24 protein-coding genes and 3 pseudogenes are annotated in these 25,254 nt (G+C 67.8%); 17 read left to right on the plus strand and 10 right to left on the minus strand.

Annotation, left to right across the window (positions count from 1 at the left end; translation table 11 throughout):
• The 4 genes and pseudogenes from ACOJVU_RS02045 to ACOJVU_RS02060 all read right to left on the minus strand — a co-directional run.
• Nucleotides 1–981, minus strand: a pseudogene (locus tag ACOJVU_RS02045) (glycogen/starch/alpha-glucan phosphorylase); the annotation flags it as partial.
• Between the two features lie 248 nt (nt 982–1,229).
• Nucleotides 1,230–1,553 carry a DMT family transporter gene (locus tag ACOJVU_RS02050; RefSeq protein WP_421528251.1) on the minus strand — a complete coding sequence of 108 codons (324 nt, stop codon included), beginning with the start codon at nt 1,551–1,553 and terminating at the stop codon, nt 1,230–1,232.
• A 27-nt stretch (nt 1,554–1,580) separates the two neighbouring features.
• Entirely contained in the window at nt 1,581–2,246 is a 666-nt protein-coding gene (locus ACOJVU_RS02055) for a nitroreductase family protein (RefSeq protein ID WP_421528310.1), read from the minus strand.
• Between the two features lie 11 nt (nt 2,247–2,257).
• Nucleotides 2,258–2,434 carry a hypothetical protein gene (locus ACOJVU_RS02060; RefSeq protein WP_421528252.1) on the minus strand — a complete coding sequence of 59 codons (177 nt, stop codon included), beginning with the start codon at nt 2,432–2,434 and terminating at the stop codon, nt 2,258–2,260.
• A gap of 103 nt (nt 2,435–2,537) precedes the next feature.
• Here ACOJVU_RS02060 and ACOJVU_RS02065 point away from each other — a divergent pair, with 103 nt between their 5' ends.
• From ACOJVU_RS02065 to ACOJVU_RS02075, 3 genes and pseudogenes are all read left to right on the plus strand, one after another.
• Nucleotides 2,538–4,043, plus strand: coding sequence for an FAD-dependent oxidoreductase (locus tag ACOJVU_RS02065; protein ID WP_421528253.1), 1,506 nt, complete (start codon nt 2,538–2,540; stop codon nt 4,041–4,043).
• Nucleotides 4,044–4,114: 71 nt separating this feature from the next.
• A pseudogene (locus tag ACOJVU_RS02070) lies at nt 4,115–4,297 on the plus strand (3-hydroxy-2-methylbutyryl-CoA dehydrogenase); the annotation flags it as partial.
• Nucleotides 4,298–4,430: 133 nt separating this feature from the next.
• Complete coding sequence (locus ACOJVU_RS02075) at nt 4,431–6,611, plus strand: acyl-CoA dehydrogenase (protein ID WP_421528254.1); 2,181 nt, start codon at nt 4,431–4,433, stop codon at nt 6,609–6,611.
• 28 nt (nt 6,612–6,639) lie between these two features.
• On the opposite strand, the gene ACOJVU_RS02080 is transcribed toward ACOJVU_RS02075, so the two are convergent.
• Nucleotides 6,640–6,972 carry a Zn-ribbon domain-containing OB-fold protein gene (locus ACOJVU_RS02080; RefSeq protein WP_421528255.1) on the minus strand — a complete coding sequence of 111 codons (333 nt, stop codon included), beginning with the start codon at nt 6,970–6,972 and terminating at the stop codon, nt 6,640–6,642.
• 52 nt (nt 6,973–7,024) lie between these two features.
• Between ACOJVU_RS02080 and ACOJVU_RS02085 the strand changes: the two genes are divergently transcribed.
• The 3 genes from ACOJVU_RS02085 (at nt 7,025) to ACOJVU_RS02095 (ending at nt 10,779) form a co-directional block, all read left to right on the plus strand.
• The gene (locus tag ACOJVU_RS02085; protein ID WP_421528256.1) at nt 7,025–8,221 is read left to right on the plus strand and encodes a thiolase family protein; all 1,197 of its coding nucleotides are present in this window, start codon (nt 7,025–7,027) and stop codon (nt 8,219–8,221) included.
• 31 nt (nt 8,222–8,252) lie between these two features.
• A complete protein-coding gene (locus tag ACOJVU_RS02090; protein WP_421528257.1) occupies nt 8,253–9,710 on the plus strand; it encodes a FadR/GntR family transcriptional regulator in 1,458 nt (485 codons plus the stop codon).
• Between the two features lie 79 nt (nt 9,711–9,789).
• Complete coding sequence (locus ACOJVU_RS02095) at nt 9,790–10,779, plus strand: anti-sigma factor RsbA family regulatory protein (RefSeq protein WP_421528258.1); 990 nt, start codon at nt 9,790–9,792, stop codon at nt 10,777–10,779.
• 7 nt (nt 10,780–10,786) lie between these two features.
• Here ACOJVU_RS02095 and ACOJVU_RS02100 read toward each other — a convergent pair whose 3' ends face one another.
• The gene (locus tag ACOJVU_RS02100) at nt 10,787–10,993 is read right to left on the minus strand and encodes a hypothetical protein (protein WP_421528259.1); all 207 of its coding nucleotides are present in this window, start codon (nt 10,991–10,993) and stop codon (nt 10,787–10,789) included.
• A 284-nt stretch (nt 10,994–11,277) separates the two neighbouring features.
• Here ACOJVU_RS02100 and ACOJVU_RS02105 point away from each other — a divergent pair, with 284 nt between their 5' ends.
• Entirely contained in the window at nt 11,278–11,778 is a 501-nt protein-coding gene (locus ACOJVU_RS02105; RefSeq protein WP_421528260.1) for a homocitrate synthase, read from the plus strand.
• Here the strand turns inward: ACOJVU_RS02105 and ACOJVU_RS02110 are convergent.
• A complete protein-coding gene (locus tag ACOJVU_RS02110) occupies nt 11,759–13,240 on the minus strand; it encodes a cytochrome P450 (RefSeq protein ID WP_421528261.1) in 1,482 nt (493 codons plus the stop codon). The genes ACOJVU_RS02105 and ACOJVU_RS02110 overlap by 20 nt on opposite strands.
• 115 nt (nt 13,241–13,355) lie before the next feature.
• Between ACOJVU_RS02110 and ACOJVU_RS02115 the strand changes: the two genes are divergently transcribed.
• The 9 genes and pseudogenes from ACOJVU_RS02115 to nrdF all read left to right on the plus strand — a co-directional run bounded on the left by ACOJVU_RS02115 (nt 13,356) and on the right by nrdF (nt 22,356).
• Nucleotides 13,356–13,997, plus strand: coding sequence for a TetR/AcrR family transcriptional regulator (locus tag ACOJVU_RS02115; protein ID WP_421528262.1), 642 nt, complete (start codon nt 13,356–13,358; stop codon nt 13,995–13,997).
• A gap of 29 nt (nt 13,998–14,026) precedes the next feature.
• Complete coding sequence (locus ACOJVU_RS02120) at nt 14,027–14,926, plus strand: SDR family oxidoreductase (RefSeq protein ID WP_421528263.1); 900 nt, start codon at nt 14,027–14,029, stop codon at nt 14,924–14,926.
• Between the two features lie 164 nt (nt 14,927–15,090).
• A pseudogene (locus ACOJVU_RS02125) lies at nt 15,091–15,321 on the plus strand (FMN reductase); the annotation flags it as partial.
• A gap of 494 nt (nt 15,322–15,815) precedes the next feature.
• Entirely contained in the window at nt 15,816–16,055 is a 240-nt protein-coding gene (locus ACOJVU_RS02130) for a redoxin NrdH (protein WP_343708366.1), read from the plus strand.
• 42 nt (nt 16,056–16,097) lie between these two features.
• Nucleotides 16,098–16,550, plus strand: coding sequence for a class Ib ribonucleoside-diphosphate reductase assembly flavoprotein NrdI (nrdI, locus tag ACOJVU_RS02135; RefSeq protein WP_421528264.1), 453 nt, complete (start codon nt 16,098–16,100; stop codon nt 16,548–16,550).
• On the plus strand, nt 16,520–18,697 hold the full coding sequence (gene nrdE / locus ACOJVU_RS02140) for a class 1b ribonucleoside-diphosphate reductase subunit alpha (protein WP_421528265.1): 2,178 nt from the start codon (nt 16,520–16,522) through the stop codon (nt 18,695–18,697). Before nrdI ends, nrdE begins: the two co-directional genes overlap by 31 nt.
• A gap of 73 nt (nt 18,698–18,770) precedes the next feature.
• A complete protein-coding gene (locus ACOJVU_RS02145) occupies nt 18,771–19,499 on the plus strand; it encodes a TetR/AcrR family transcriptional regulator (protein ID WP_421528266.1) in 729 nt (242 codons plus the stop codon).
• A 186-nt stretch (nt 19,500–19,685) separates the two neighbouring features.
• The gene (locus ACOJVU_RS02150; protein WP_421528267.1) at nt 19,686–21,236 is read left to right on the plus strand and encodes a flavin-containing monooxygenase; all 1,551 of its coding nucleotides are present in this window, start codon (nt 19,686–19,688) and stop codon (nt 21,234–21,236) included.
• 145 nt (nt 21,237–21,381) lie between these two features.
• Nucleotides 21,382–22,356, plus strand: coding sequence for a class 1b ribonucleoside-diphosphate reductase subunit beta (nrdF, locus tag ACOJVU_RS02155; RefSeq protein ID WP_421528268.1), 975 nt, complete (start codon nt 21,382–21,384; stop codon nt 22,354–22,356).
• Between the two features lie 16 nt (nt 22,357–22,372).
• Here nrdF and ACOJVU_RS02160 read toward each other — a convergent pair whose 3' ends face one another.
• Entirely contained in the window at nt 22,373–22,738 is a 366-nt protein-coding gene (locus tag ACOJVU_RS02160) for a pyridoxamine 5'-phosphate oxidase family protein (protein WP_421528311.1), read from the minus strand.
• A 165-nt stretch (nt 22,739–22,903) separates the two neighbouring features.
• Nucleotides 22,904–23,440, minus strand: coding sequence for a restriction endonuclease (locus ACOJVU_RS02165; protein ID WP_421528269.1), 537 nt, complete (start codon nt 23,438–23,440; stop codon nt 22,904–22,906).
• A gap of 329 nt (nt 23,441–23,769) precedes the next feature.
• Here ACOJVU_RS02165 and ACOJVU_RS02170 point away from each other — a divergent pair, with 329 nt between their 5' ends.
• The gene (locus ACOJVU_RS02170) at nt 23,770–24,204 is read left to right on the plus strand and encodes a DUF3349 domain-containing protein (protein WP_421528270.1); all 435 of its coding nucleotides are present in this window, start codon (nt 23,770–23,772) and stop codon (nt 24,202–24,204) included.
• On the opposite strand, the gene ACOJVU_RS02175 is transcribed toward ACOJVU_RS02170, so the two are convergent.
• Entirely contained in the window at nt 24,193–25,233 is a 1,041-nt protein-coding gene (locus ACOJVU_RS02175; protein WP_421528271.1) for an NAD(P)-dependent alcohol dehydrogenase, read from the minus strand. The genes ACOJVU_RS02170 and ACOJVU_RS02175 overlap by 12 nt on opposite strands.
• Nucleotides 25,234–25,254: the final 21 nt, after the last annotated feature.

Raw genomic sequence — 25,254 nt, forward strand, 5'->3', positions numbered from 1 at the left:
CGGCCGGGCGGTATCCGTCCGCCTTGACCGCCGCAACCTCGCGTTCCGTGAGGCCGAACAGGAAGAAATTCTCCGGCCCGGCCTCCTCGCGGATCTCGACGTTCGCCCCGTCGAGCGTGCCGATGGTCAGCGCGTCGTTGATCATGAACTTCATGTTCCCGGTGCCCGGTGCCTCCTTGCCTGCAGTGGAGATCTGCTCGGACAGGTCGGTGGCCGGGTAGATCAGATGCGCGTTGCGCACAGTGAAGTTCGGCACGAACGCCACCGTGAGGAACCGGTTGACCTCCGGGTCGGCGTTGACAGTCTCCCCGATGGCGTTGATCAGCTTGATGATTCGCTTGGCCATGAAATAGCCGGGAGCGGCCTTGCCGCCGAAGACGAAGGCCCGTGGCGGAATCGACAGCCCGGGATTGCACTTGAGCCGGTGGTAGAGCGCGACGATGTGTAGCACGTTGAGGGGCTGGCGCTTGTACTCGTGGATGCGCTTTGAGTACCCGCCCCGGCACCCACCGCGTACGGTCGTGGCCGGTCTCGTCGGTGTAGTGCTCGGCATAGCCACCCCACTTCACCGCATAGTTGATGTCGGGTTTGGCGATCTCGCAGGGATTTCCGGCGTCGAGCCAAGATCCCGAACTCGTAGCGGATGCCGTAGCCGATCGCCGGACGCTCCAGAGTGGCCAGCGAGTCCAGGTAGCACGCGGCGAGCCGGCCGAGGCCGCCGTTGCCCAGCCCCGGTTCCTCCTCGCAGGCCAGCACCGTGTCCAGGTTCTGGCCCATCGCCGCCAGCGCGTTCCTCGCCGACCGCTCCATGCCCAGATCCAGCATGGTCTGCATCGACGCCACCCTGCGGTCCTGCATGCGGTCGCGCACGGCCAGCGCCGGCGCCCGGTAGTAACGCTCGGGACGCAGGGCCGCGGCCGGCCGGCCGATCGAGTAACGCAGGTGGTCGGTGATGGCTCGCTGCAGCGCGGCCGCGCCCATCCCGGTGCGGGAATGCTCGATCAGGTCGGCCCGGGTGGGGCTGCTCGGGGAGATTCCCTCGGAGGTCGGCTGGTCGAGATCGGTCATGATGGGTCCTCGTCCCTGAGAGAGCACCGGCAGGTCGTCAGTGTGTCATCGGTGCCTGCACACCAGGCGCGCAATGGGCGTCGACCGCGTGAACGCCTACCCACGCGCGGGTGGCTGATCGGCGTTCGCGCCGCCGCCACGTCGCGCCGCCACGGAGTTCCTCAGTGGGCGCCGGAGAGGTTCAGCATGACGACGCCGGCGATGATCAGGCCGACCCCGACGACCTTGGCAACCGACAGGGGCGAGCCGAGGAACAGCACGGCGATCAGCACGATCGCGGCCGTCCCGATCGCCGACCACAGCGCATAGGCGACGTCGGTCTGCATGCCCCGGGAAATCGACAGCGCCAGCAGCGCGAACGCCACCGCGTACCCGGCCAGGCACACCACCGTCGGCCAGAGCCGGCTGAAACCCTCGGTGCTCTTGAGCAGGCTGGTCGCCACCACCTCGGCCAAGATCGCACAGATGAGGAGCAGATAGCTCACGTCGCCTCCCGGTGTAGGGACTCCGGTTCAGCCCTCGAACGCGGGGCCGTCGAAGCGTTCGCGGGTGACGAACTCGGCGACCGGCCGGCGGCGCAGCCTGGTCGGCCGGCGGGTCGGCTTGCCCAGCGGCACGAGCGCGGCGACCGCGTGCGTGTCGGGGATGCCCAGCAGCGCGCGGACCCGGTCCTCGGCCGCGATCGCCATCGTGGTGAGGGTGCCGCCGTAGCCCTCGTTGCGGGCGGCCAGCAGGATGTTCCACACCAGCGGATAAACCGACGCTCCGCCGACGATGCCGACGCGGTCCAGTCCCTGGTCGAGGGCGGCGACCACGCTCAGGTCGACGGAGACGACCAGCAGGACCGGCGCATTGGCCAGCGGCGCGACGAACGTGTCGGGAATTGCGGTCGCCTCGATCACGTCCTGGGGTACACCGCTGGGACGCAGCGGATTCCACGGGTTCTCGCCGGCTGTGAGTTGGGCGACGTAGCGGCGGGCGGCGGGCGCGCCACACTCGGCGAGGCGGCGACGGGTCTGCGCATCACGCACCACGATGACGTGTGTGCCCTGGCGGTTTCCCCCGCTGGGGGCGAACCGCGCGTTGTCGAGGATGCGCGAGAGCACCTCGTCGGGCAGGGTGTCGTCGGTGAACTCGCGCGCGGCGAACGCGGTTCGCATGACGTCGTAGAGGTCCACGGCGGGCCGGCTCACGAGGCCGCGGCGGCGCGCCGCTCCAGCCGGAAGGTGCGCTGGAAACCGGCCGGCAGCGTGGTGAGCGCGACCGCCACCGCGCCGCCGGGCGCAATTTCGTCCACGACGCAGTTGCCCCTGCCGACAACCGCGGCGATGGCCTGTGTGGTGCCCAAGCCGATTTCGACTCGCATCGCTCGACTTTAGTACTGAGTCACCGGGTGGCACGGCCGGCAAGCCGGATACCGTGATGATCGTGTCGGCGGGGCGCTCGCGTGCACGGGAAGCAGGGAGTCGATGATCCAATCCGTACTCGTCGTAGGCGGCGGCAGCGCCGGCCTGATGACTGCGCTCGCGCTCAAGCAACAGGCTCCTGCGCTCGGCATCCGCGTCGTGCGGAGCAAGGACATCGGCGTGATCGGCGTCGGCGAAAGCACCACGCCGCAGATCGTGAACCTGCTCTTCGACTATCTGAAGCTGCCGCAGAAGCAGTTCTATTCGACCGTCCGGCCGACCTGGAAGACGGGCATCCACTTCCTGTGGGGGCCGCGCGAGTCTTTCGACTACGGGTTCCAATTCCAGCTCGACGCGTTCTACACCGACCTCGGCCGCTATAACGGCTTCTACTGCGGCGACGATTTCGACAGCGTCGACATGAACGCCGCGCTGATGGCTCAGGGCAAGGCGTTCGAGCAGCATCCGAGCGGCCAAGGGCCGATGATCACGCCCAACACCGCGCTTCACCTGTTCAATCCCGCGCTGGTCGAGGCGCTGGAGGCTGCGTGCGTCGTGCGCGGCATCGAGCTCATCGACGCCCGCATCACCGGTGTGCCCGTCGACGAGAAGGGCGTGCAGGCCGTCATCCTCGACGACGGTCGCACGTTCTCGGCCGACTTCTACGTCGACGCGACCGGATTTCGCTCCGAGTTGCTCGGCCGCGCGCTGGGGACGCCGTTCGTCCCGTACGACAGCTCGCTGTTCTGCGACCGCGCCGTCGTGGGCACCTGGGACCGGACCGACGAGTTCATCCACCCCTACACCATCGCCGAGACGATGGAGGCCGGCTGGTGCTGGCAGATCGACCACGAGCACGCGATCAACCGCGGCTACGTCTATTCGTCACAGTTCCTCAGCGACGACCAGGCGCGCGAGGAGTTCGTGCAGAAGAACCCGAAGGCCACGACATGGGATCACGTCGTGAAGTTCGGATCGGGGCGCTACGAGAAGGGCTGGGTCAAGAACGTCTTCGCGATCGGCAACGCGTGCGGCTTCGTCGAGCCGCTCGAGGCGACCGCGCTCATGGTCGCGTCGTCGCAGATCAAGGCGATGGTCGAGATGCTCGTGCAGTCGCAGCTCGACCCGACGCCGAGCCTTCAGGCGCTGTACAACACGCTGTTCGTCGACTGGTGGGACGGCATCAGGGACTTCCTGTCGATCCACTACCGGTTCAACACCCGCATCGACAACGAGTTCTGGACCGCGTGCCGCAACGAGGTGGACGTGACACCGGTGCAGCCGCTGCTGGACTTCTATCGCGAGAACGGGCCGACGGGCTTCTGCCGGCATTATGTGACGAGCACGATCGGGCAGGACAATCAGTTCGGGCTCGAAGGGTATCTGGTGATGCTGGTGGGGCAGAAGGTGCCCTATCGCGACGTGCATCCGCCGAGCCAGGAGGAGATGGCGATCTTCCGTGCTCACTGTGCGGACAACCGCGCCCGCGCGGCGAGGGGGCTGACGGTGGCGGAGGCGCTGCACTACGTCCACCGGCCGGACTGGCGGTGGCATTCCGATTCGCCGTGAGGCTCGCCGACAACCTGGCCCGGCGGACACGCTAGCGTGCCCGCGTAACGTTACAGATTCCAGGCATTCTGACCGGCATCACGTCCATGGTTCCCGACGAGATGGCTACCTCCCTGGTCAAGGACGCGGCGTTCCCCAAGCGGATGGGCCGGCCCATCGAGTACGCGAAGCTGGCGGCGGCCATCGTGGACAACCCCATGCTCAACGGCCAGTGCATCCGGCTCGACGCCGGGCAGCGGTTCGCACCGAAGTAGCCACCCCGGGCCGGGCCCCGTGCCGGAATAAGTACACTCTTTAGCCAGCCGCCCCGCTCCCTTCCGGAGCGGGGCAGGCGGTCATCCCCCCCCGCGAGGATGCGGAGCGGGTAGCGGCGCGCGAGGAGAACCCATGGCTATCGCACTGACCGACGATCACCGCGAACTCGCCGAGGTGGCCCGCGGTTTTCTGACGTCACAGCAGGCGCGCTGGGCGGCGCGGTCGCTGCTCGACGCCACCGACGAGGCGCGGCCGGCGTTCTGGCCCAACCTGGTCGAACTCGGCTGGCTCGGGCTGCACATCGACGAAGAGCACGGCGGGTCGGGCTACGGGCTGCCCGAGCTCGTGGTGGTGGTCGAGGAACTCGGCCGGGCCGTCGCGCCGGGGCCTTTCGTGCCGACCGTGATCGCGTCGGCGGTGATCGCCAACAACGGCACCGCCGAGCAGAAGTCGCGGCTGCTGCCCGGGCTCATCGACGGCACGGTCGTCGCGGGAATCGGCCTGGATGGCCGCGTCGAACTCGCTGACGGCGTCGCCGAGGGCGAGGCCGGGATCGTGCTGGGGGCCGGGCTGGCCGAGCTGCTGCTGATCGCCGCCGGTGACGACGTCCTGCTGCTGGAGCGCGACCGCGCCGGCGTCACGGTCGACGTGCCGGAGAATCTCGACCCGACCCGGCGTTCGGGACGCGTGCGCCTGCGCAACGTCAAGGTCACCGCCGGCGACGTCATGCCGGGCGCGCGGGACTCGGCGCTGGCCCGGGCCCGCACGCTGCTGGCCGCCGAGGCGGTCGGCGGTGCGTCGGACTGCGTCGAGACCGCCGTCGGCTATGCCAAAGTGCGCCAACAGTTCGGTCGCACCATCGCGACTTTCCAAGCGGTCAAGCATCATTGCGCGAACATGCTGGTGGGCGCCGAGTCTGCGGTGGCCGCGGTGTGGGATGCCTCGCGCGCCGCCGAAGAGGACTCTTCGGCCGACGAGGCGCAGTTCCGGCTGGCCGCCGCCGTAGCCGCGGCGCTGGCCTTTCCCGCGTACGCGCGCAACGCCGAACTCAACATCCAGGTGCACGGCGGGATCGGCTTCACCTGGGAGCACGACGCGCACCTGCACCTGCGCCGGGCGCTGGTGAGCAATGCGCTGTTCGGCGGTGACGGGCCGCCCCGCGACGTCTTCGAGCGCACCGCGGCCGGGGCGACCCGGGAGAACAGCCTGGACCTGCCGCCCGAAGCCGAAGAGCTGCGCACCCGGGTCCGCGCCGACGCCGCCGAGATCGCGGCGCTGGACGCCAGGGCGCAGCGCGACAAGCTCATCGCGACCGGCTACGTGATGCCGCACTGGCCCAGGCCCTGGGGTCGCGCCGCCGACGCCGTCGCGCAGCTGGTGATCGAGGAGGAGTTCCGCGCGGCGGGCATCGAACGCCCCGACTACTCGATCACCGGGTGGGTGATCCTGACTCTGATCCAGCACGGAACCGAGTGGCAGATAGAGAGATTCGTCGAAAAGGCGCTACGCCAGGAAGAGATCTGGTGCCAGCTGTTCTCCGAGCCGGAGGCCGGCTCGGATGCTGCGTCCGTCAAGACGCGGGCGGTCCGGGTGGACGGTGGCTGGATGATCAACGGGCAGAAGGTGTGGACCAGCGGGGCCCAGTACTGCGCGCGTGGGCTGGCCACCGTGCGCACCGATCCCGAGGCTTCTAAGCACGCCGGCATCACCACGGTGATCATCGACATGAAGGGGCCCGGGGTCGAGGTGCGGCCGTTGCGGCAGATCACCGGTGGATCGGAATTCAACGAGGTGTTCTTCAACGACGTGTTCGTCCCCGACGAGGACGTCGTCGGCACGCCCAACGCGGGGTGGACGGTCGCGCGTGCCACGCTGGGCAACGAACGGGTGAGCATCGGCGGTGGCAGCGGGGCGTACTACGGGGGACTGGCCCCGGCCCTGGTGCAGCTGGCCGGGCAGGACGGGCACTGCTTGGCGGGTGCGAAGGCCCGGGTGGGCCGATTCCTCGCCGAGGATCACGCCCTGCGGCTGCTGAACCTGCGTCGCGCGGCCCGCAGCGTCGAAGGCGCCGGCCCCGGCCCGGAGGGCAACATCACCAAGCTCAAACTGGCCGACCACATGATCGAGGGCGCCGCGATCTGGGCGGCGCTGGCCGGACCCGAGGTGGCGCTGACCGACGGGCCGGGCGCGGTGGTCGGCCGGATGGTGATGGGCGCGCGCGGCATGGCCATCGCCGGTGGCACCTCGGAGGTCACCCGCAATCAGATCGCCGAGCGGATCCTGGGCATGCCGCGCGACCCGCTGGTCAACTGAGCGCCCTTAATGCGTCTGCTCGCCACCCTCAGGCGGGGGCGAACACTGGGGCGCCGCCGCTTCCCGGCTCCGGGCGGATCTCGACGGCCATCCCGCATGTCACCGAATCGGGTTCGCAGTCAACGATAGTGGCGGCCACGCGCAGCCCGGCCTGCTCGGCCAGCTCCACGATGGCGATCACGTAGGGGGTCGGGATCTGCGGGTTGTACGGGTGGTGGTTGACCGTGTGGGTGAACACCGTCCCGCGGCCGGAGACCGGCCGGGGGACCAGCGTTGCGCCGCAATCACGGCAGTGGCCGCTCGGCGGATGCACCCAGCGTGCGCAGTCGCCGCAATGTTCGATGAGCAGCTCGCCCGGCACGGGCAATACAGTACACTCTATTGCTCATGGTGTGGTCGGCGACGGTGCGGCGATGACGTGTTTCGAGAAGGACTCGATCGTGTCCGGCCTCGGCATCTCCCGGATCGGTCGCCGCACCGGCATCCCGGGACCCGAACTCACCCTGGAGGCGGTCCGGGCCGCCATCGCCGACGCCGGGCTGCGGGCCGACGACATCGACGGAATCGCGACCCTGGGTGACACCCCGTTGGGGGTGGTCAACGCCGAATTGGGGATCGAGGCGGCCGACTGCGGATCCGGGTTCGGCACGGGTGGGCTGCTGAGCCCGGTGATGTCGGCTTGTCGCGCGGTCGCCGAGCGGCGGGCCCGCCATGTCGTGGTGTACCGGACCGTGCAGATGCTCGGCGGCACGGTCCCGGTGCAGCCGCAGACCGATGACGCCCCCGCCCCGCCGCTCGCGCGGTTGTTCGACGCGCCCGACGGGGCGCCACGCCCGGCGATCGGTCCCATGGACGACGTCAACGAACTGATTGCGGCGCACGCCTACTCCGCCGCGAACTGGCTGGCGCTGAACTGCCGCCGCCACATGGAGCTCTACGGCACCACCAAAGAGCAGCTGGGTTGGGTCGCGCTCAACGGACGGCGCAACGCGGCGCGCAATTCCCTTGCGGTGTATCGCGAGCCGATGACGATGGCCGACTACCTCGGCGCTCGGCCGGTGTCGACGCCGTTCGGGCTGCTGGACTGCGACGTCCCGATCGACGGGTCGGTCGCGGTGGTGGTGTCGAACGAGGAGTACGCGCGCGACTGCCCGCACCGGGCGGTGTCGGTGGAGGCGCTCGGCGGGTCCGACGGCGCCGGCGGCTGGTTCCACCGCGACGACTACCCGAAGATGGCCATGTCGGATGCCGCGGCCCAGATGTGGTCGCGCACCGACTTGACGCCCGCCGACCTCGACGTCGCGCAGGTGTACGACGGTTTCACGTTTCTGACGCTCGCGTGGCTGGAAGCCCTCGGTATCTGCGGCGACGGCGAGGCCGGGCCGTTCGTCGACGGCGGGACACGGATCGCCCGCGACGGGGCCCTGCCGCTCAACACCTACGGCGGGCAGCTCTCTGCGGGGCGCATGCACGGCTACTGGGCGCTGCACGAAGGCTGCCTGCAGTTGCGCGGCGAGGCGGGGGAGCGGCAGGTGGCGTCGCACCCCGAGGTCGGCGTGATCTCCGTAGGCGGTGGTCCGGTCGCCGGATGCATGTTGCTGACCTGCTAACAACAACGAAAAGTTCTGCCGGAGGGCGCAATTGAGTGCGGAAATCGGCCGGGCCGACAAGCTGGCTTCAAAAATCGCCCGCGACATCGAGGCTGATGTCGTGCGCCGCGGCTGGCCGGTCGGTGAGTCGCTGGGATCCGAAAAGTTACTGCAGCAACGGTTTTCGGTGAGTCGATCCGTGCTTCGCGAGGCGGTGCGCCTCGTCGAGCATCACCAGGTCGCCCGGATGCGGCGCGGGCGGGGCGGCGGGCTGCTGGTCTGCGAGCCCGATGCCGGCCCCGCGACCCGGGCCGTCGTCATTTACCTGGAGTATCTGGGCACCACCCTGGGGGACCTGCTCACCGCGCGCAGGGTGCTGGAGCCGCTGGCGGCCTCCCTTGCCGCTGAATGCATCGACGAGGCCGGGATCGCCCGGCTGCGGGCGGTGTTGCGCGCCGAGGAGCAGTGGAAGCCGGGCCTGCCGGCGCCGGGGGACGAGTTCCACGTCGCGCTCGCGGAGCGGTCGCAGAACCCGGTCCTGCAACTGTTCGTCGACGTGCTGATCAGGCTCACCGCTCGGTACGCGCGCACGGCGCGCACGGACTCGGCGAGCGAGGCCGTCGAGGCGATCGAGCACATGCACGGCGACCACTGCGAGATCGTGGCCGCCGTCACCGCCGGCGACGTGGCGCGGGCCAAGACGCTCAGCGAGCGTCACGTGGAACGGGTGACGTCCTGGTTGCAGCAGCATCACCCCGGCGGCGGTGCGGGCCCCGGCGCCCGGGCGGGCCGGACACGAGCGCGCCGCATGGACCCCGAGGCGCCGCGCGGCAAGTTGGCCGAGGGCCTCGCGGCCACTATCGGTGACGACATCGCCGCCAGTGGGTGGCACGTCGGTTCGGTCTTCGGCAGCGAGGCGACGCTGCTGGAGCGCTACGGGGTGGGCCGGGCGGTGCTGCGCGAAGCGGTGCGGCTGCTCGAGCACCATGCGATCGCGCGCATGCGGCGCGGACCGGGCGGCGGGTTGATCGTCACCACACCGCAGGCACAGGCCAGCATCGACACCATCGCGCTGTACCTGCAGTACCGCAAGCCCACTCGCGAGGACCTGCGTTGCGTCCGGGACGCCATCGAGATCGACAACGTGACCAGGGTGCTCCAGCGGCGCACCCACCCCGAGGTGGCGGCCTTCCTGACCGCTCGAAGCGGCATCGGGCACGGGACGGCCGGAGACGTGCGCCGGATCGCGGACGAGGAGTTCGCCTTCCACGTCGGCCTGGCGCACCTGGCCGGCAACGCACTGCTCGACCTGTTCCTGCGCATCATCGTCGAGTTGTTTCGCCGGCACTGGTCCAGCAACACGGGCCGGCCGCCGCCGACGGGTGACGATGTCGTCGCTGTCGACCACGCCCACCTGCGGATATTGCAGGCCGTCGCGGCCGGCGACGACAGCTTGGCCCGCTACCGTCTCCGACGCCATCTCGACGCCGCGGCGTCCTGGTGGTTGTAGCGGAGGTCGCGCGTATAGCAAACGCGATTGGTGGGTATGGACACAGAGCACTACCCGTTACGGCCGGTCCGGCAGGGGGTTGGCTTCTGAGGGAAAGCGAGAGGCGTCCTTGGACATGGGGGACGAGCGACAGGGTTTTGTTCATTGCGCGCTTCTCTACGGGTCCGAACGCGAGTGCAGGGATCATGTCGTCGACTTCGCCGCCGAGGGTTTGACACTCGGTGAGCCTGTTCTTGTCGCCATGCCCGAAGACAACCTGGCGACGCTGCGCGACGAACTGTGCGGCGGACCCGGCGAATCCGCGAGTGGGCTGCGCCTGGTCGACATCGCCGAGCTTGCACGCAATCCGGGCCGGTTCCTTGCGCTCTCGAGTTCCTTCGCGGAGGAGCATCCGGATCGGCGGGTGCGGATCGTCAGCCAGGTTGCCTGGCCCGGACGCACCCCCGAGGAGTTCGTCGCCTGCACACAGCACGAAGCGTTGGCCAACGTGGCGTTGGAGGGCCGTCCGGTGACGGGACTGTGCCTGTACGACGCAGGCCGACTTCACGACGACGTTCTGGCGAGTGCCCGCGCCACCCACCCGCTGCTGTGGAGGTACGGCGCGCTGGATCCCAGCACCGAGTATGCGCCCGACGTCGCGCTGGCCAGTTGCAACCAGCCGCTCACGGCCAATCCGGGGGCCGTCACCTACACGGTCAGAAAGTCCGAGGATCTGCGCCCCGCGCGGTCATTCGCCGTCGACTACGCCAGCTGGGTGGGGTTGTCCGGCGACGCGCTCGAGGACCTGCAACTGGTCACCACCGAACTGGCGACGAACAGCCTGATGTACGCCGACGGCGTTTGCCGGTTGTCCTTCTGGCGGGAAGCCGAGCACCTGGTGTGTGAGGCGCGCGACGGCGGACGCCTCGACGATCCGTTGGCCGGGCTCCTGAACCCGGGCTCCGCCGGCCCCGCCAGCCGCGGACTGTTTCTGGTCAACGCCGTCTCCGAGCTGGTGCGTACCCACACCGCCGCGACCGGCACGACGATCCGGGCGTATCTGCGGTGTGAGCCCTCGCCGCGGTCGTAACTTTCGGCTAGTGCGCGGGGGGCTGCGACGCCGGAGTCACGCCGGTGCCCGTCGGCGCCTGCTCCGCGCAGCCTGCGGACAGCACCGCGAACAGCGTCGCCCCCACGGCAACCAGGATCTTCACCGTCTGCATCACCTTGCCCGTCTTCTCCGGGTTCATCGAAGCGCCTTTCGTTGCCTGGTGGAACATCTGAATGTGCGATTTCTGGAGCACCGCATGCTATCGCCCACCGCGCGGCGGGTGCGGCTTCGGGTCCCGGACCGAAAACATTTTGGCCACCGAGTCTTTCGCTGCTCACCCCCGGTCAAGGGTGTGTCAGGCGACTGCGCCGTGCGAATTTGCGTCGTCGGCCCGCTGCGTCTACTGTTCGGCGCGTGCGTCTTCTCTCCCGTGCTGTAGTAGCCGGCACCCGCAGCGGGGTCTGACCAAGACCGACCCCCCGCTGTGGGTCGGAAGCTACTGCCGTCGGTCGTTCCCGTCGACCGAAGAAGACCGAAATGCTTGTTTCCCGGCCGGTTTCCTCACCGCCTGATCGCTCCGGCGTCCCGCTGCCCCGCGGTCTGCGGGAGGAGGCCGACGCCATGTCCTGGGAGGCTTTCGTCGCGACCTACGGTCACGGCGCGGGCCCCGTGCGGCTGGGCCAGTGGGAATGCACCGACGCGCAGCGTCCCGCCGGGCGCCTCGGTCCGCAGGCGCGCAACTTCCGGGCCGTGATCGCCGTCGGCGACCGCATCGCCACCTCGACCGCCGCCGCGAGCGGGCCGATCGCCGCCCTCACCGCGATGCTGCACGGACGCGGGATCACCGTGGAGATCCTGAAGTTCCATCAGAGACGAGCGGGCGCCGACACCGTGACCTTCGTCCGCGGCACCGACGGCGTCGGCGTCCAGTGGGCACTGGGCTGGTCGGACGATCCGACGCAGTCCGCGCTGGGCGCCGTGATCGCCTGCGCGAACCGGCTGTTCGCGGCGAGGGCCGTCAGAGGGGACGCAGCATGATCGGCATGCCGTCCTTGGGTACCGGCATGCCGCCGTAGTCCCACTCGGCCCGATATCCCGGCCGGGGCAGTTCGAGCCGGTACCTGCGCAACATGCGGTGCAGGATCGTCTTGATCTCCAGCGTCCCGAACACCGATCCGATGCACTTGTGCGCGCCGCCGCCGAACGGCGAGAACGCGTAGCGGTGGCGCTTGTGCTCGTTGCGCGGTTCGGTGAAGCGGTCCGGGTCGAACTTCGTTGGCTCGGTCCACAATTCAGGCAATCGATGGTTCAGCCCGGGATAGGCGATGACGTTGGTCCCCGTGGGGATGTAGTGGCCCAACAGGTCGGTGTCGCGGACCGTTCGGCGCATCGCCCATTGCACCGGTGTCACCAGCCGGATCGCCTCGTTCATCACCAGGTCGAGCGCCTCCAGCTTCTCCAGCGATTCGATGTCGAGCGGCCCGTCGCCGAGACGGTCGGATTCGTCGCGGCAGCGCTCCTGCCAGTCCGGGTTGCCGGCCAGGTGGTAGGTCATAGTCGTCGCGGTGGACGTCGAGGTGTCGTGCGCAGCCATCATCAGGAAGATCATGTGATTGACGATGTCCTCGTCGGTGAACGTGTTGCCGTCCTCGTCGGCGCTACGGCACAACACCGACAACAGGTCGTTGCCGTCCTTGCCGCGCTGTTCGGCGACCCGCTCCCGGAAGTAGTTCTCCAGCAGCTCGCGTGCCTTCAGGCCACGCCACCAGGTGAACGGCGGCACCGGGGTGCGGATGATCGCGTTGCCCGCGCGCGTCGTGACCGTGAACGCCCTGTTCACCTTGGTCACCAGTTCGTGGTCGGTGCCGGGCTCGTGGCCCATGAACACCATCGAGGCGATGTCGAGGGTCAATTCCTTCATCGCGGGGTACAGCAGGAAGCGCGCATCGTTGACCACCCAGTCGTCGGCGACCACCTGCGTGACGACCTTGTCCATCTGCTCGACGTAGGAGACCAGCCGGGAGCGGGTGAACGCTTCCTGCATGATCCGGCGGTGGTACAGGTGCTCCTCGAAGTCGAGCAGCATCAGCCCGCGGTGGAAGAACGGTCCGATCACCGGGACCCAACCCTGCTGGGAGTAGTCCTTGTTGCGGTTGGAGTAGATGACCTGCGCGGCGTCGGGGCCCAGCGCCGCGACGGCCGGCATGGCGGCCGAGTCCCCGAAGATGACGGGACCCTTGCTCCGGTACATGAACATCAGGTAGTCCGGTCCGCCACGCAACATCTCGATGAGGTGCCCGACAATCGGCAGCCCGGAGTCGCCGAGGACCGGTTTGAGCCCGCTGCCCGGCGGTGGGTCGGCCAGCTTGTGCTCCGGGAACTCGGTGTTCAGCAGCTTGCGTTCGACCAGGCCCATGCCGGGAAAGTTGTTGATCGACGGAGTCAGGCGGCGCCGTGCCTGGTCGAGCAGGTAGTGCGGGGTGCTGATGGTGGCAACCATGGACGCTCCTTGGGGTGCCCGGGACAGGTGACTGCGGTCACTTATCGCCATCCTTCGGGACGAACTTGACGGCTGTCAAGTTTGTTTTTCGGTCGGCGTGGTGCAAGGTCGGGGCATGGGCACGCACGCCGCCGATCCGGAGCCGGGGCCGGCGCTGCGGCGTGGCGACAAGCAGCGGCAGGCGATCATCCAAGCCACGCGCGAATTACTGCAGGAAAGACCGTTCGCGGAACTGTCGGTCGCCACGATCAGCGCCCACGCCGGGGTGGCCCGCTCCGGTTTCTACTTCTACTTCGACTCCAAGTACGCGGTGCTCGCCCAGATCGTGGCCGAGGCCACCGAGGAACTCGAAGAGCTCACTCAGTATTTCGCTCCCCGCCAGCCGGGGGAGTCGCCCGAGCAGTTCGCCGCGCGGATGGTGGGCAGTGCCGCCGCCGTGTACGCGCACAACGACCCGGTGATGACGGCCTGCAATGCCGCCCGCTACACCGACGACGAGATCCGCGACATCCTCGAGCAGCAGTTCGAGGTGGTGCTGCGCGAGATCGTCGCGATCGTCGAGGCCGAGATGGCGGCCGGGACCGCGCACCCGATCAGCGATGACATCCCGACTCTGGTGCGCACCCTGGCGGGCACCACGGCGCTGGCGCTGACCGGCGACCCCGTCATGGTCGGCACCGACGACGACGTGGACCGGCGGGTGGCGGTTCTCGAGCGGCTGTGGCTCAACGCGCTGTGGGGTGGCGACCACCCGTGAGCCGCGCCGCCGCCGGTATGGTCTCGACCATGGCGCACCGCGCATCCGGGGGGTACTTCGCGGGGAAGCGGTGTCTGGTCACCGGCGCGGCCAGCGGCATCGGCCGCGCGACCGCGCTGCGCCTGGCCGCCGACGGCGCGCAGCTCTACCTGGCCGACCGCAACGCCGACGGTCTGCAGCTCACCGTCGCCGACGCGCTCGCGCTGGGCGCGCGGGTGCCCGAGCATCGCGCCCTCGACGTCGCCGACCGCGACGCGGTCGCAGCGTTCGCTGCCGACATTCACGCCGCGCACCCGAGCATGGATGTGGTGATGAACATCGCCGGGGTGTCGGCCTGGGGCACCGTGGACCGGCTGACCCACGAGCAGTGGGACACGATGATCGCCGTCAATCTGATGGGGCCGATCCACGTCATCGAGGCGTTCGTCCCGCCGATGGTCGCGGCCGGACGCGGTGGGCGCCTGGTCAACGTCTCCTCGGCGGCCGGGCTGGTCGCGCTGCCCTGGCACGCCGCCTACAGCGCCAGCAAGTACGGGCTGCGCGGTCTTTCCGAGGTGCTGCGTTTCGACCTGGCCCGCCATCGCATCGGGGTGTCGGTGGTGGTGCCGGGCGCGGTGCGCACCCCGTTGATCGATACCGTCGAGATCGCCGGTGTCGACCGCGACGACCCCAGGGTCGCTCGCTGGGTAAACCGCTTCAGCGGCCACGCCGTGTCGCCGGAACGGGCGGCCGACAAGATTGTGGCCGGGGTGGCCAAGAACCGGTATCTGATCTACACCTCGGCGGACATCCGGGCGCTCTACGCCTTCAAGCGATTCGCCTGGTGGCCCTACAGCCTGGCGATGCACGGGGTCAACATGGCGTTCATGCGCGCCTTGCGGCCCGGCGCGGTGCCGCGGCAAGGCGAGTTCGAGTCGCGCACCGAGTAGCCGGATCGGGAGGGCGCCGCAACTCGACCGAGGCCAGGAATCGGTGGAGGTCGACATGGCCGGATCCAGCCGTCCGTCACGTTGCGCACAATTTGCGGGCCAGGCTCTGTCACGCGTCGCCCAGGGTCGCGAGCGTGTGCCGTGGCAGTTCGCCGGCCCGCGGGCTCGAGGGCAAGCCGGTGGCGGTCATCGGCGGGTCTATGGGCCAGTACGGCGGAGTCTGGGCGCACGAGGAAACCCGCAAGTCGTTCGGCTTCGCTGGTGCCCGGGTGGTCGAGTCGATCAAGCTCTCCGTCCCGTTGAAAACTCTGGAGGGTAAGGCTCCGGCGGAACGCGCCGAGCTGTCGGCCACTGTGCGGGAGGTTGTCGGCAAGCTCGTCGCCGAGGTCGGCTGAGCGCTGCGGCAACGGGCAAACCGCAGGCCGGGGGGCCGGCAGCGTCATCGACGACGAACCACAAAGCCGCCGGCCCCGGCGCCGACGGCTTTGCTGTTGGCCATCACGCGGGGAAGGTCCGGGCTGCTTGTCGGTGGGCACTGATATACCGATCCGTGGCACAACGGCGAACCGGGGTTGTGACGCGCGACACGCCGGGCCCGGCTGGCTGGCAACGCTTACGACCAGGGAATTTCAGAAATGTTATTCAGAACATCTTGTATCTCTTCACCTCGCGACCCCCCAGGTGTAGTGTTTCGAGCACCGGCAGATCCCAGATTCACCAAGCCAGCAGGGCTGGCGAGATCCCCGGAACCGGCGTTGTCGGCCCGCTGGACCCGGCAGGCGAACGACGGGAATTCGGGATCTTGCCGGATCGCCGAGCGAAACACAGATGTAGTCCCCCGAATAGTTGCCAGTCCGTACGTCCCATCTCCCGCGAAGGAGCGGCATCCATGAGCATCACCGTGTACAGCAAGCCGGCCTGTGTGCAGTGCACGGCCACCCAGAAGGCGCTGGACAAGCAGGGTCTGGCCTACGAGAAGGTCGACATCACGCTGGACCCCGAGGCGCGCGACTACGTGATGGCACTCGGTTACCTGCAGGCCCCCGTGGTGGTGGCCGGCAACGACCACTGGTCGGGATTCCGTCCGGACCGCATCAAGGCCCTCGCGGGTGCGGTACTCAGTGCCTAGCGCAGTCGACGACAGGTAAGCAGAGCAGGAGGTTGCGGCGCCATGGGTATCCCGGAGCCCAACCTGGTCTATTTCTCGTCGGTGTCGGAGAACACCCACCGCTTCGTGCAGAAACTGGAGATTCCCGCCACGCGGATACCGCTGCACGGACAGATCGAGGTCGATGACCCGTACGTGCTGATACTGCCCACCTACGGCGGCGGGCGGGCCACCCCCGACCTTAACTCCGGCGGCTACGTGCCCAAGCAGGTCATCGCCTTTTTGAACAACGAACACAACCGGTCGCTGATCCGCGGCGTCATCGCCGCGGGCAACAACAACTTCGGTGCGGAATTCGCCTACGCGGGCAACGTGGTCTCCCGCAAGTGCGGCGTTCCCTACCTCTACCGCTTCGAACTGATGGGGACCCCCGACGACGTGGATGCCGTTCGCGCGGGGCTCTCCGACTTCTGGAAGGAACAGACGTGCCACCAACCGTCGCTGCAGAGGCTGTAACGTCCGGCACCCCCGCCCACTTTGCCGGCGGGCCGGGTGAAACGGACTACCACGCGCTCAACGCGATGCTGAACCTCTATGACTCCGACGGCAAAATCCAGTTCGACAAGGACGTGCTCGCGGCGCGGCAGTACTTCCTGCAGCACGTCAACCAGAACACCGTCTTCTTCCACAACCAGGACGAGAAGCTCGACTACCTGATCCGCGAGAACTACTACGAGCGTGAGGTTCTCGACCGGTACTCGCGCAACTTCGTCAAGGAGCTGCTGGACCGCGCCTACGCCAAGAAGTTCCGGTTCCCGACGTTTCTCGGCGCGTTCAAGTACTACACCTCCTACACGCTGAAGACCTTCGACGGCAAGCGCTACCTGGAGCGCTTCGAGGACCGTGTGGTCATGGTGGCGCTGACCCTGGCCGCCGGCGACACCGGGCTGGCCGAGAAGCTGGTCGACGAGATCATCGAGGGCCGGTTCCAGCCGGCCACCCCGACGTTCCTGAACTCGGGCAAGAAGCAGCGCGGAGAGCCGGTGAGCTGCTTTCTTTTGCGTATCGAGGACAACATGGAGTCGATCGGCCGCTCGATCAACTCCGCGCTGCAGCTGTCCAAGCGCGGCGGGGGAGTGGCGTTGCTGCTGACCAACATTCGCGAGCACGGCGCGCCGATCAAGAACATCGAGAACCAGTCCTCGGGTGTCATCCCGATCATGAAGCTGCTCGAGGACTCCTTCTCCTACGCCAACCAGCTGGGCGCCCGGCAGGGTGCCGGTGCGGTGTACCTGCACGCCCACCATCCCGACATCTACCGCTTCCTGGACACCAAGCGGGAGAACGCCGACGAGAAGATCCGGATCAAGACGCTGAGCCTGGGCGTGGTGATCCCCGACATCACCTTCGAGCTGGCCAAGCGCAACGAGGACATGTACCTGTTCTCGCCGTACGACGTGGAACGCGTCTACGGGGTGCCCTTCGCCGACGTCTCGGTGACCGAGAAGTACTACGAGATGGTCGACGACGCACGCATCCGCAAGACCAAGATCAAGGCAAGGGAGTTCTTCCAGACGCTGGCCGAGCTGCAGTTCGAGTCCGGCTACCCCTACATCATGTTCGAGGACACGGTGAACCGGGCCAATCCCATCGAGGGCAAGATCACGCACTCGAACCTGTGCTCGGAGATCCTGCAGGTCTCCACCCCGTCGTTGTTCAACGAAGACTTGTCGTATGCCAAAGTGGGCAAGGACATTTCGTGCAACCTGGGCTCGCTGAACATCGCCAAGGCGATGGACTCGCCGGATTTCGCCCAGACCATCGAGGTGGCCATCCGGGCGCTGACCGCCGTCAGCGACCAGACCCACATCACCTCGGTGCCCTCGATCGAGCAGGGCAACAACGACTCTCACGCGATCGGGCTCGGGCAGATGAACCTGCACGGCTACCTGGCCCGCGAGCACGTCTTCTACGGCTCCGAAGAGGGCGTCGACTTCACCAACATCTACTTCTACACGGTGCTCTACCACGCCCTGCGCGCCTCCAACCGCATCGCCATCGAACGCGGCACGCACTTCAAGGGTTTCGAAGCCTCCACGTATGCGTCGGGCGAGTTCTTCGACAAGTACACCGATCAGGTGTGGGAGCCGAAGACGGAAGCTGTTCGGCAGTTGTTTTCCAAAGCCGGCATCCGCATCCCGGACCAGGACGACTGGCGGCGGCTCAAGGAGTCGGTGCAGGCCAACGGGATCTACAACCAGAACCTGCAGGCGGTGCCGCCGACCGGGTCGATCTCCTACATCAACCATTCGACGAGCTCGATCCACCCGATCGTGTCCAAGGTCGAGATCCGCAAGGAAGGCAAGATCGGCCGCGTCTACTATCCGGCGCCTTATATGACCAACGACAACCTGGAGTACTACCAGGACGCCTACGAGATCGGTTACGAGAAGATCATCGACACCTACGCCGCGGCAACTCAGCACGTGGACCAGGGGTTGAGCCTGACGCTGTTCTTCAAGGACACCGCCACCACCCGCGACGTGAACAAGGCGCAGATCTACGCCTGGCGCAAGGGAATCAAGACGCTCTACTACATTCGGCTGCGCCAGATGGCGCTGGAGGGCACCGAGGTCGAGGGCTGCGTGTCCTGCATGCTGTAGGACGTGCAGCGCCGGTCGGCCAGTCTGCCCAGGTCAGCCGCCGCAACGCGGTATGGTGCGTGACGTGGTGAGAATGCCTCGACCTCCTCGACCCCACCCCAGTGTCAAGCCCGGGGCCAAGGTCGACGCGCGCAGCGAACGCTGGCGCGAGCATCGCGAGAAGGTGCGCGGCGAGATTGTCGACGCGGCGATCCGCGCCATCGACCGGCTGGGCCCCGAGCTGAGCGTGCGCGAGATCGCCGAGGAGGCCGGCACCGCCAAACCGAAGATCTACCGGCATTTTCACGACAAGGCCGACCTGTTCCAGGCGGTCGGCGAGCGCCTGCTCGACATGCTGTGGGCGGGCATCTTGCCGTCGATCGACGTGAAAAACGATGCGGCCCGCGAGGTGATCCGGCGTGCCGTCGAGGAGTACGTCGATCTCGTCGACCGGCACCCCAACGTGTGGCGCGTCTTCATCCAGGGCCGCTCGGCGGCCAGCCCCGAGATCCTCGACGAGGGCCGGGGTATCACGCTGGCCGTGGCCGACATGTTCGACAACGAGCTGCGCGAGATGGAACTGGACCACGCGGCGGTGGAACTGGCCGGGCACGCGGCATTCGGGTCGGCCGCCTCGGCCACCGAGTGGTGGTTGGGTCCCGACGCGGACAGCCCGCTACGCATGCCGCGCGACCAGTTCGTCGCCCACCTGACGACGATCATGGTGGGGGTCATCGTCGGCACCGCCGAGGCGCTCGGCATCTTGATGGATCCCGACCGGCCGATCCACGACGTGGTGCCCGCCAAGCCCGCCGCCGGCTGAGCGCCGCTATCCGCTCCCGGAATCCGCACCGCGGCCCGCCGAGACGGGCAGCACCCGGTCGGCGGCGGGCGTGCCCGGGCGCCGAACGCAGAAGGCTACCCGCACCTGCGTTGACAGCCTCTCGCCCGCCCGACAGACTGGGTGGAGCAAGTACCCGGTACCAGCGTTCCCAGGAAGGATCGCAGCATGACCATTGCCGAGCTCACTGCGGCGGCGCAGGCGCAGGGGCCGGTGCACACGCGCGCCCTGATCATCGGGACCGGCTTCTCCGGTCTGGGAATGGCCATCACACTGGCGCAGCGGGGCGTGGACTTCACAATCCTGGAGAAGGCCGACGACGTCGGCGGAACCTGGCGGGACAACAGCTACCCCGGGTGCGCCTGCGACATCCCGTCGCACCTGTACTCCTTTTCGTTCGAGCCCAAGCCGGACTGGCGCAACCCATTCTCGTATCAGCCCGAGATCTGGGACTACCTCAAGGGAGTCGCCGACAAATACGGGCTGCGTCGCCACATCGTGTTCAATTCGCTGGTCGATCGCGCCCACTGGGACGACACCGAGCACCGCTGGCACGTGTTCACCGCCGACGGGCGCGAATACGTCGCGCAGTTCCTGATCTCGGGCGCCGGTGCGCTGCACATCCCGTCCATCCCCGACTTCGCGGGCCGCGACGAATTCGTGAATGCCGGAGGCCCCGCTTTCCATTCCGCGCAGTGGGACCACAGTGTCGACCTGGCCGGCAAGAAGGTGGCGATCATCGGGACCGGCGCGAGCGCGATCCAGATCGTGCCGGAGATCGTCGGGCAGGTGGCCGAATTGCAGCTCTACCAACGCACTCCGCCCTGGGTGGTGCCGCGCTCCAACCCCGAGTTCCCGCCGGCGCTGCGCCGGGCCATGGAAAGCGTGCCCGGGCTGCGCGCCCTGGTTCGCGCCGGGATCTACTGGGCGCAAGAGGCACTCGCCATCGGCATGACCAAGCGGCCGAACCTGCTGAAGTTCATCGAGGCCTACGTCAAATACAACATTCGCCGCTCGGTCGAGGATCGCGAGCTGCGTCGCAAGCTGGTTCCGCACTACCGCATCGGGTGCAAGCGAATCCTGAACTCCTCCACCTACTATCGCGCGGTCGCCGACCCCAGGACCGAACTGATCACCGAGCACATCGCGCGCATCACACCCGGCGGGATCGTCACCGCCGACGGCACCGAACGCAAGGCCGACGTGATCGTGTTCGCCACCGGCTTCCACGTCACCGACTCCTACACCTACGTCCAGATCACGGGGCACAACGGTGAGGACCTGGTGGACCGCTGGAACCGGGAGGGGATCGCCGCGCACCGCGGGATCACCGTCGCCGGCATGCCCAACCTGTTCTTCCTGTTGGGGCCGAACACCGGGCTGGGGCACAACTCGGTGGTGTTCATGATCGAGTCCCAGATCCACTACGTCGCCGACGCGATCGCGGCCTGCGACAAGCGGGGCGCGCAGGCGCTTGCGCCGACGCGTGCCGCCCAGGACGCGTTCAACGACGAGTTGCAGCGCAGGCTGGGGCCCTCGGTGTGGAACAGCGGCGGCTGCAGCAGTTGGTATCTGGACGAACACGGCAAGAACACGGTGCTCTGGGGCGGATACACCTGGCAGTACTGGCGCGAGACCCGTTCGGTCAGGGCCGGGGAGTACGAGTTCTTCGGGGCGGGCGCGGATTCACCGGGCACGCGTCGGGCGGTGTCCGCCTAGCCCGTGCCGGGGATTGGCACAAGCTGTAGGGGCAGTCGCGACACGTAAACACAACTTCTTGTGCTGCCCCGCCTTGTCGCACCCCAGGGGTAGTGTTTGGGTTCTGGGTAACCGCAGGCAAACCGTCTGGTGAAGTGAGGTTCTGGTGACCGACAACGTGAAGCTGATCGACCGCGTCTCGGCGATCAACTGGAACCGGCTGCACGACGACAAGGACGCCGAGGTCTGGGACCGGCTGACCGGCAACTTCTGGCTTCCCGAGAAGGTCCCGGTGTCCAACGACCTCCCGTCCTGGGCCACGCTGACCGCCGGCGAGAAGCAGCTGACGATGCGCGTGTTCACCGGCCTGACGCTGCTGGACACCATCCAGGGCACGGTCGGGGCGGTCAGCCTGATCCCCGACGCGCTGACCCCGCACGAGGAGGCGGTGCTGACGAACATCGCGTTCATGGAGTCGGTGCACGCCAAGAGCTACAGCTCGATCTTCTCCACGCTGTGCTCGACCGCCGAGATCGACGACGCGTTCCGCTGGTCGGAGGAGAACCCCAACCTGCAGCGCAAGGCCGACATCGTCATGCAGTACTACCGCGGTGACGAGCCCCTCAAGCGCAAGGTGGCCTCCACGCTGCTGGAGAGCTTCCTGTTCTACTCCGGGTTCTACCTGCCGATGTACTGGTCGAGCCGGGCCAAGCTGACCAACACCGCCGACATGATCCGGCTGATCATCCGCGACGAGGCCGTCCACGGCTACTACATCGGCTACAAGTTCCAGCGCGGCCTCGCGCTGGTCGACGACGCCAAGCGCGCCGAACTCAAGGACTACACCTACGAGCTGCTCTTCGAGCTCTACGACAACGAGGTCGAATACACCCAGGACCTCTACGACCAGGTCGGGCTGACCGAGGACGTCAAGAAGTTCCTGCGCTACAACGCGAACAAGGCGCTGATGAACCTCGGCTACGAGGCGTTGTTCCCGCGCGACGAGACCGACGTGAACCCGGCCATCCTGTCGGCGCTGTCGCCCAACGCCGACGAGAACCACGACTTCTTCTCCGGGTCGGGCTCGTCGTACGTGATCGGCAAGGCCGTCAACACCGAGGACGAGGACTGGGACTTCTGACGCCGCAGGCCCGTGCCTACGGGGTCGTCAGGCGCAGGCCGGTGACGATCTCCGGGTCGATCGCCACGACGGTGTCGGCGTGGTTCACCCACGGGTGCAGCAGCTGCTCGTAGCGTGCGACGAGACCGGGATCGGTCAGCGTTCGCGCACGGCCCGTGGCAACCACGCTCCAGCCGGTCCGGGTACGGCTGTCCAGGGCGTCGGCCTCGTAGGCCACGATGACGTGATCCGAACTGCGCACCGCGGCCGACAATGCGGAGCTCAGCCGGCAGCGGATGATGATGACGCCGTCGTCCACCACGTGGTTGACCGGGCGGATCGCCGGCAGCGCCTGCATATCGAACACCACCCGCCCGAGGTCGACGCTGGCCAGCAATCGCATCGCCTCGACCCGCTGCAGCGGGTCGGCGCCGGGGGGAAGCTGCGATAGGCCGAAGCCGCCGTCATACCCGTGTTGACTCACATGCTCGATCTTCAAGCCTCGACAACTGGCCGGGTAGGGCCATAGGACCCGTGTCCGGCGCGATGGCGATCCGCAGGCTGACCGTCAGGCACTGCGTCGCGCAGGCGCCGGGACCCAGGCGCTCAACGTTCTGCGGCCGATCAGCTGACAGCCGTGCGTGTGTGCCAATTGCTTTGCGGCGGAGGTGAACTCCTGGTTACTCACCACGATGCTGCGCGTGCATCCGTGGTGGCGTGCGCCGGAGACCACCTGTTGGACGGCCGCGACCCCGACCGGCTTGCCGTAGCGTTTGCACTGGACCGCCACGCGCCGGCCGTCCTTCTCGGCGATCAGGTCGACGCCGTAATCGCCGGCCGCCGGGGTGGTCCCGACCCGCCAGCCCGCCCGGTCCAGGCGCGCGGCGACGTAATTCTCGAACTCGACTCCCGCCATGGCGTCGATCGCGCGCATGGTGGCGTCGCCCCGCCTCCCGCGCGGCCACGTTCGATTGGTCGTCCACGCCAGGAGCACCTCGAGCAGCAGCGTTACGTAGAACCCCACCACGCCCGCCTCGGGGCTGCGCTGCATGACGCCGACGAACAGGCCGCAGGCCAGCGGAATGACGAAGAGGGCCGTGCTCATCTGCGGGTCGGGTCCTCGTGCACGCCTCGATGGTAAGGGCCCGCTGCGACAAGTCCGCGGCCATCAGAAATCGGGCACGACCTGGCGCATCAGCGGCAGGTACCGCGGGCAGTGATTCTGGACGGAGAGCCCCGCCAGCAGTACAGCCGCCCTGCGCATGGTGTGCGTCATCACTGTGATGCCCCCTCACGGCGCCGGGTCCCGCTCAGCCATCGAACACCGTTCACTTCACAACCCGGACATGGAAGAGCCGTGAACGGCATATGAGTTGTGCGGATGGCGATATGCCGCGGTGGCGCCGGCGACGCCCCTGCCGCGACACTGTGGGGGTGACGCAAACCTCCTCCTCGCACACCGACCACCACCATTTCTGCCGTTCAGTGATCCGCTGGCTGCAGGTCGGCTACCCGGACGGCGTGCCCGGCCCGGACCGCGTGCCGCTGATGGCCCTGCTGCGCAGCACACCGTTGACCGACGACCAGATCCGGGACGTGGTTCGCAAGATCACCGCGCAGGAAGGATCCCCGGACACGATCGACCACCCGATCGATCGCGACGAGATCGCCGAATTCATCTCGGACATGACCCATTACGACGCCGGGAAGGAGAACGTCATCCGGGTGGCCGCGACGCTGGCCGCGGTCGGGTGGCCGCTGGCCGGCATCGACGTCAGCGAGGTCATTCCCGGCGACGAAGACGGCGAGGCGGCCGAACGGATCGCGGCACGGCCCTCACGCCTCAGAGGCGTTCCCTCAGAGGCGTGAGGTGTCGATGACGAAGCGGTAGCGCACGTCGCTGGCCAGCACGCGCTCGTACGCTTCGTTGACGTAATCCGGTTCGATGACCTCGATCTCGGGCATCACGTGGTGCTCTGCGCAGAAGTCGAGCATGTCCTGGGTTTCGGCGATCCCGCCGATGTTCGATCCCGACAGGCTGCGTCGCATCAGTGCCAGCGCGAACGCCGGCACCTCCATCGGGTGCTCGGGAATGCCCAGTTCGACGAGTGTCCCGTCGACGTCCAGCAGGTTGAGGTAGTCGCCGAGCTTCAGGTTCGCCGAGACGGTGTTCAGGATCAGGTCGAAGCTGCCGCGCAGGTTGCGGAACGTGTCGCGGTCGGAGGTCGCGTAGTAGTTGCCGGCGCCCAGGCGAAGGCCGTCCTCCATCTTCTTCAACGACTGTGACAGCACCGTGACCTCGGCGCCCATCGCCGCGCCCAGCTTGACGCCCATGTGCCCGAGCCCGCCGAGGCCGATGACGGCGAGCCGCGTGCCGGGACCCGCTTTCCAGTGCCGCAGCGGCGAATACAGCGTGATGCCCGCGCACAGCAGCGGGGCGGCCTTGTCCAGCGGCAGCGAGTCGGGGATGCGCAGGACATAGTTCTCGTCGACGACGATCGCCTGGCTGTAGCCGCCGTAGGTGCGCCGGCCGTCCCGGCCGACGCCGTTGTAGGTGGTCGTCATTCCGCGCTTGCAGTACTGCTCGAGGCCGGCCGAACAGCTGCTGCACTCACGGCAGGAGTCCACGAAGCAGCCCACCCCGACGTGGTCGCCGACCTTGTGCCTGGTCACCTCCGGGCCCACCGCGGTCACCACGCCGGCAATCTCGTGGCCGGGGACCACCGGGTAGTCCGGTTGCCCCCACTCGGCTTTGACGGTGTGGATGTCGGAATGGCAGATCCCGGCGAACTTGATCTCGATCGCCACGTCGTGCGGACCCGGGTCGCGACGGGTGATGGTGGTCTTGGTCAGCGGCTCGGTCGGCGACATCGCGGCGTACGCGGAAACAGTGCTCATCAATGGTCCTTTTCGGTGCTG

Origin of the sequence: Mycobacterium sp. THU-M104 (assembly GCF_049197365.1) — a bacterium.
Taxonomy (GTDB): Bacteria; Actinomycetota; Actinomycetes; order Mycobacteriales; family Mycobacteriaceae; genus Mycobacterium.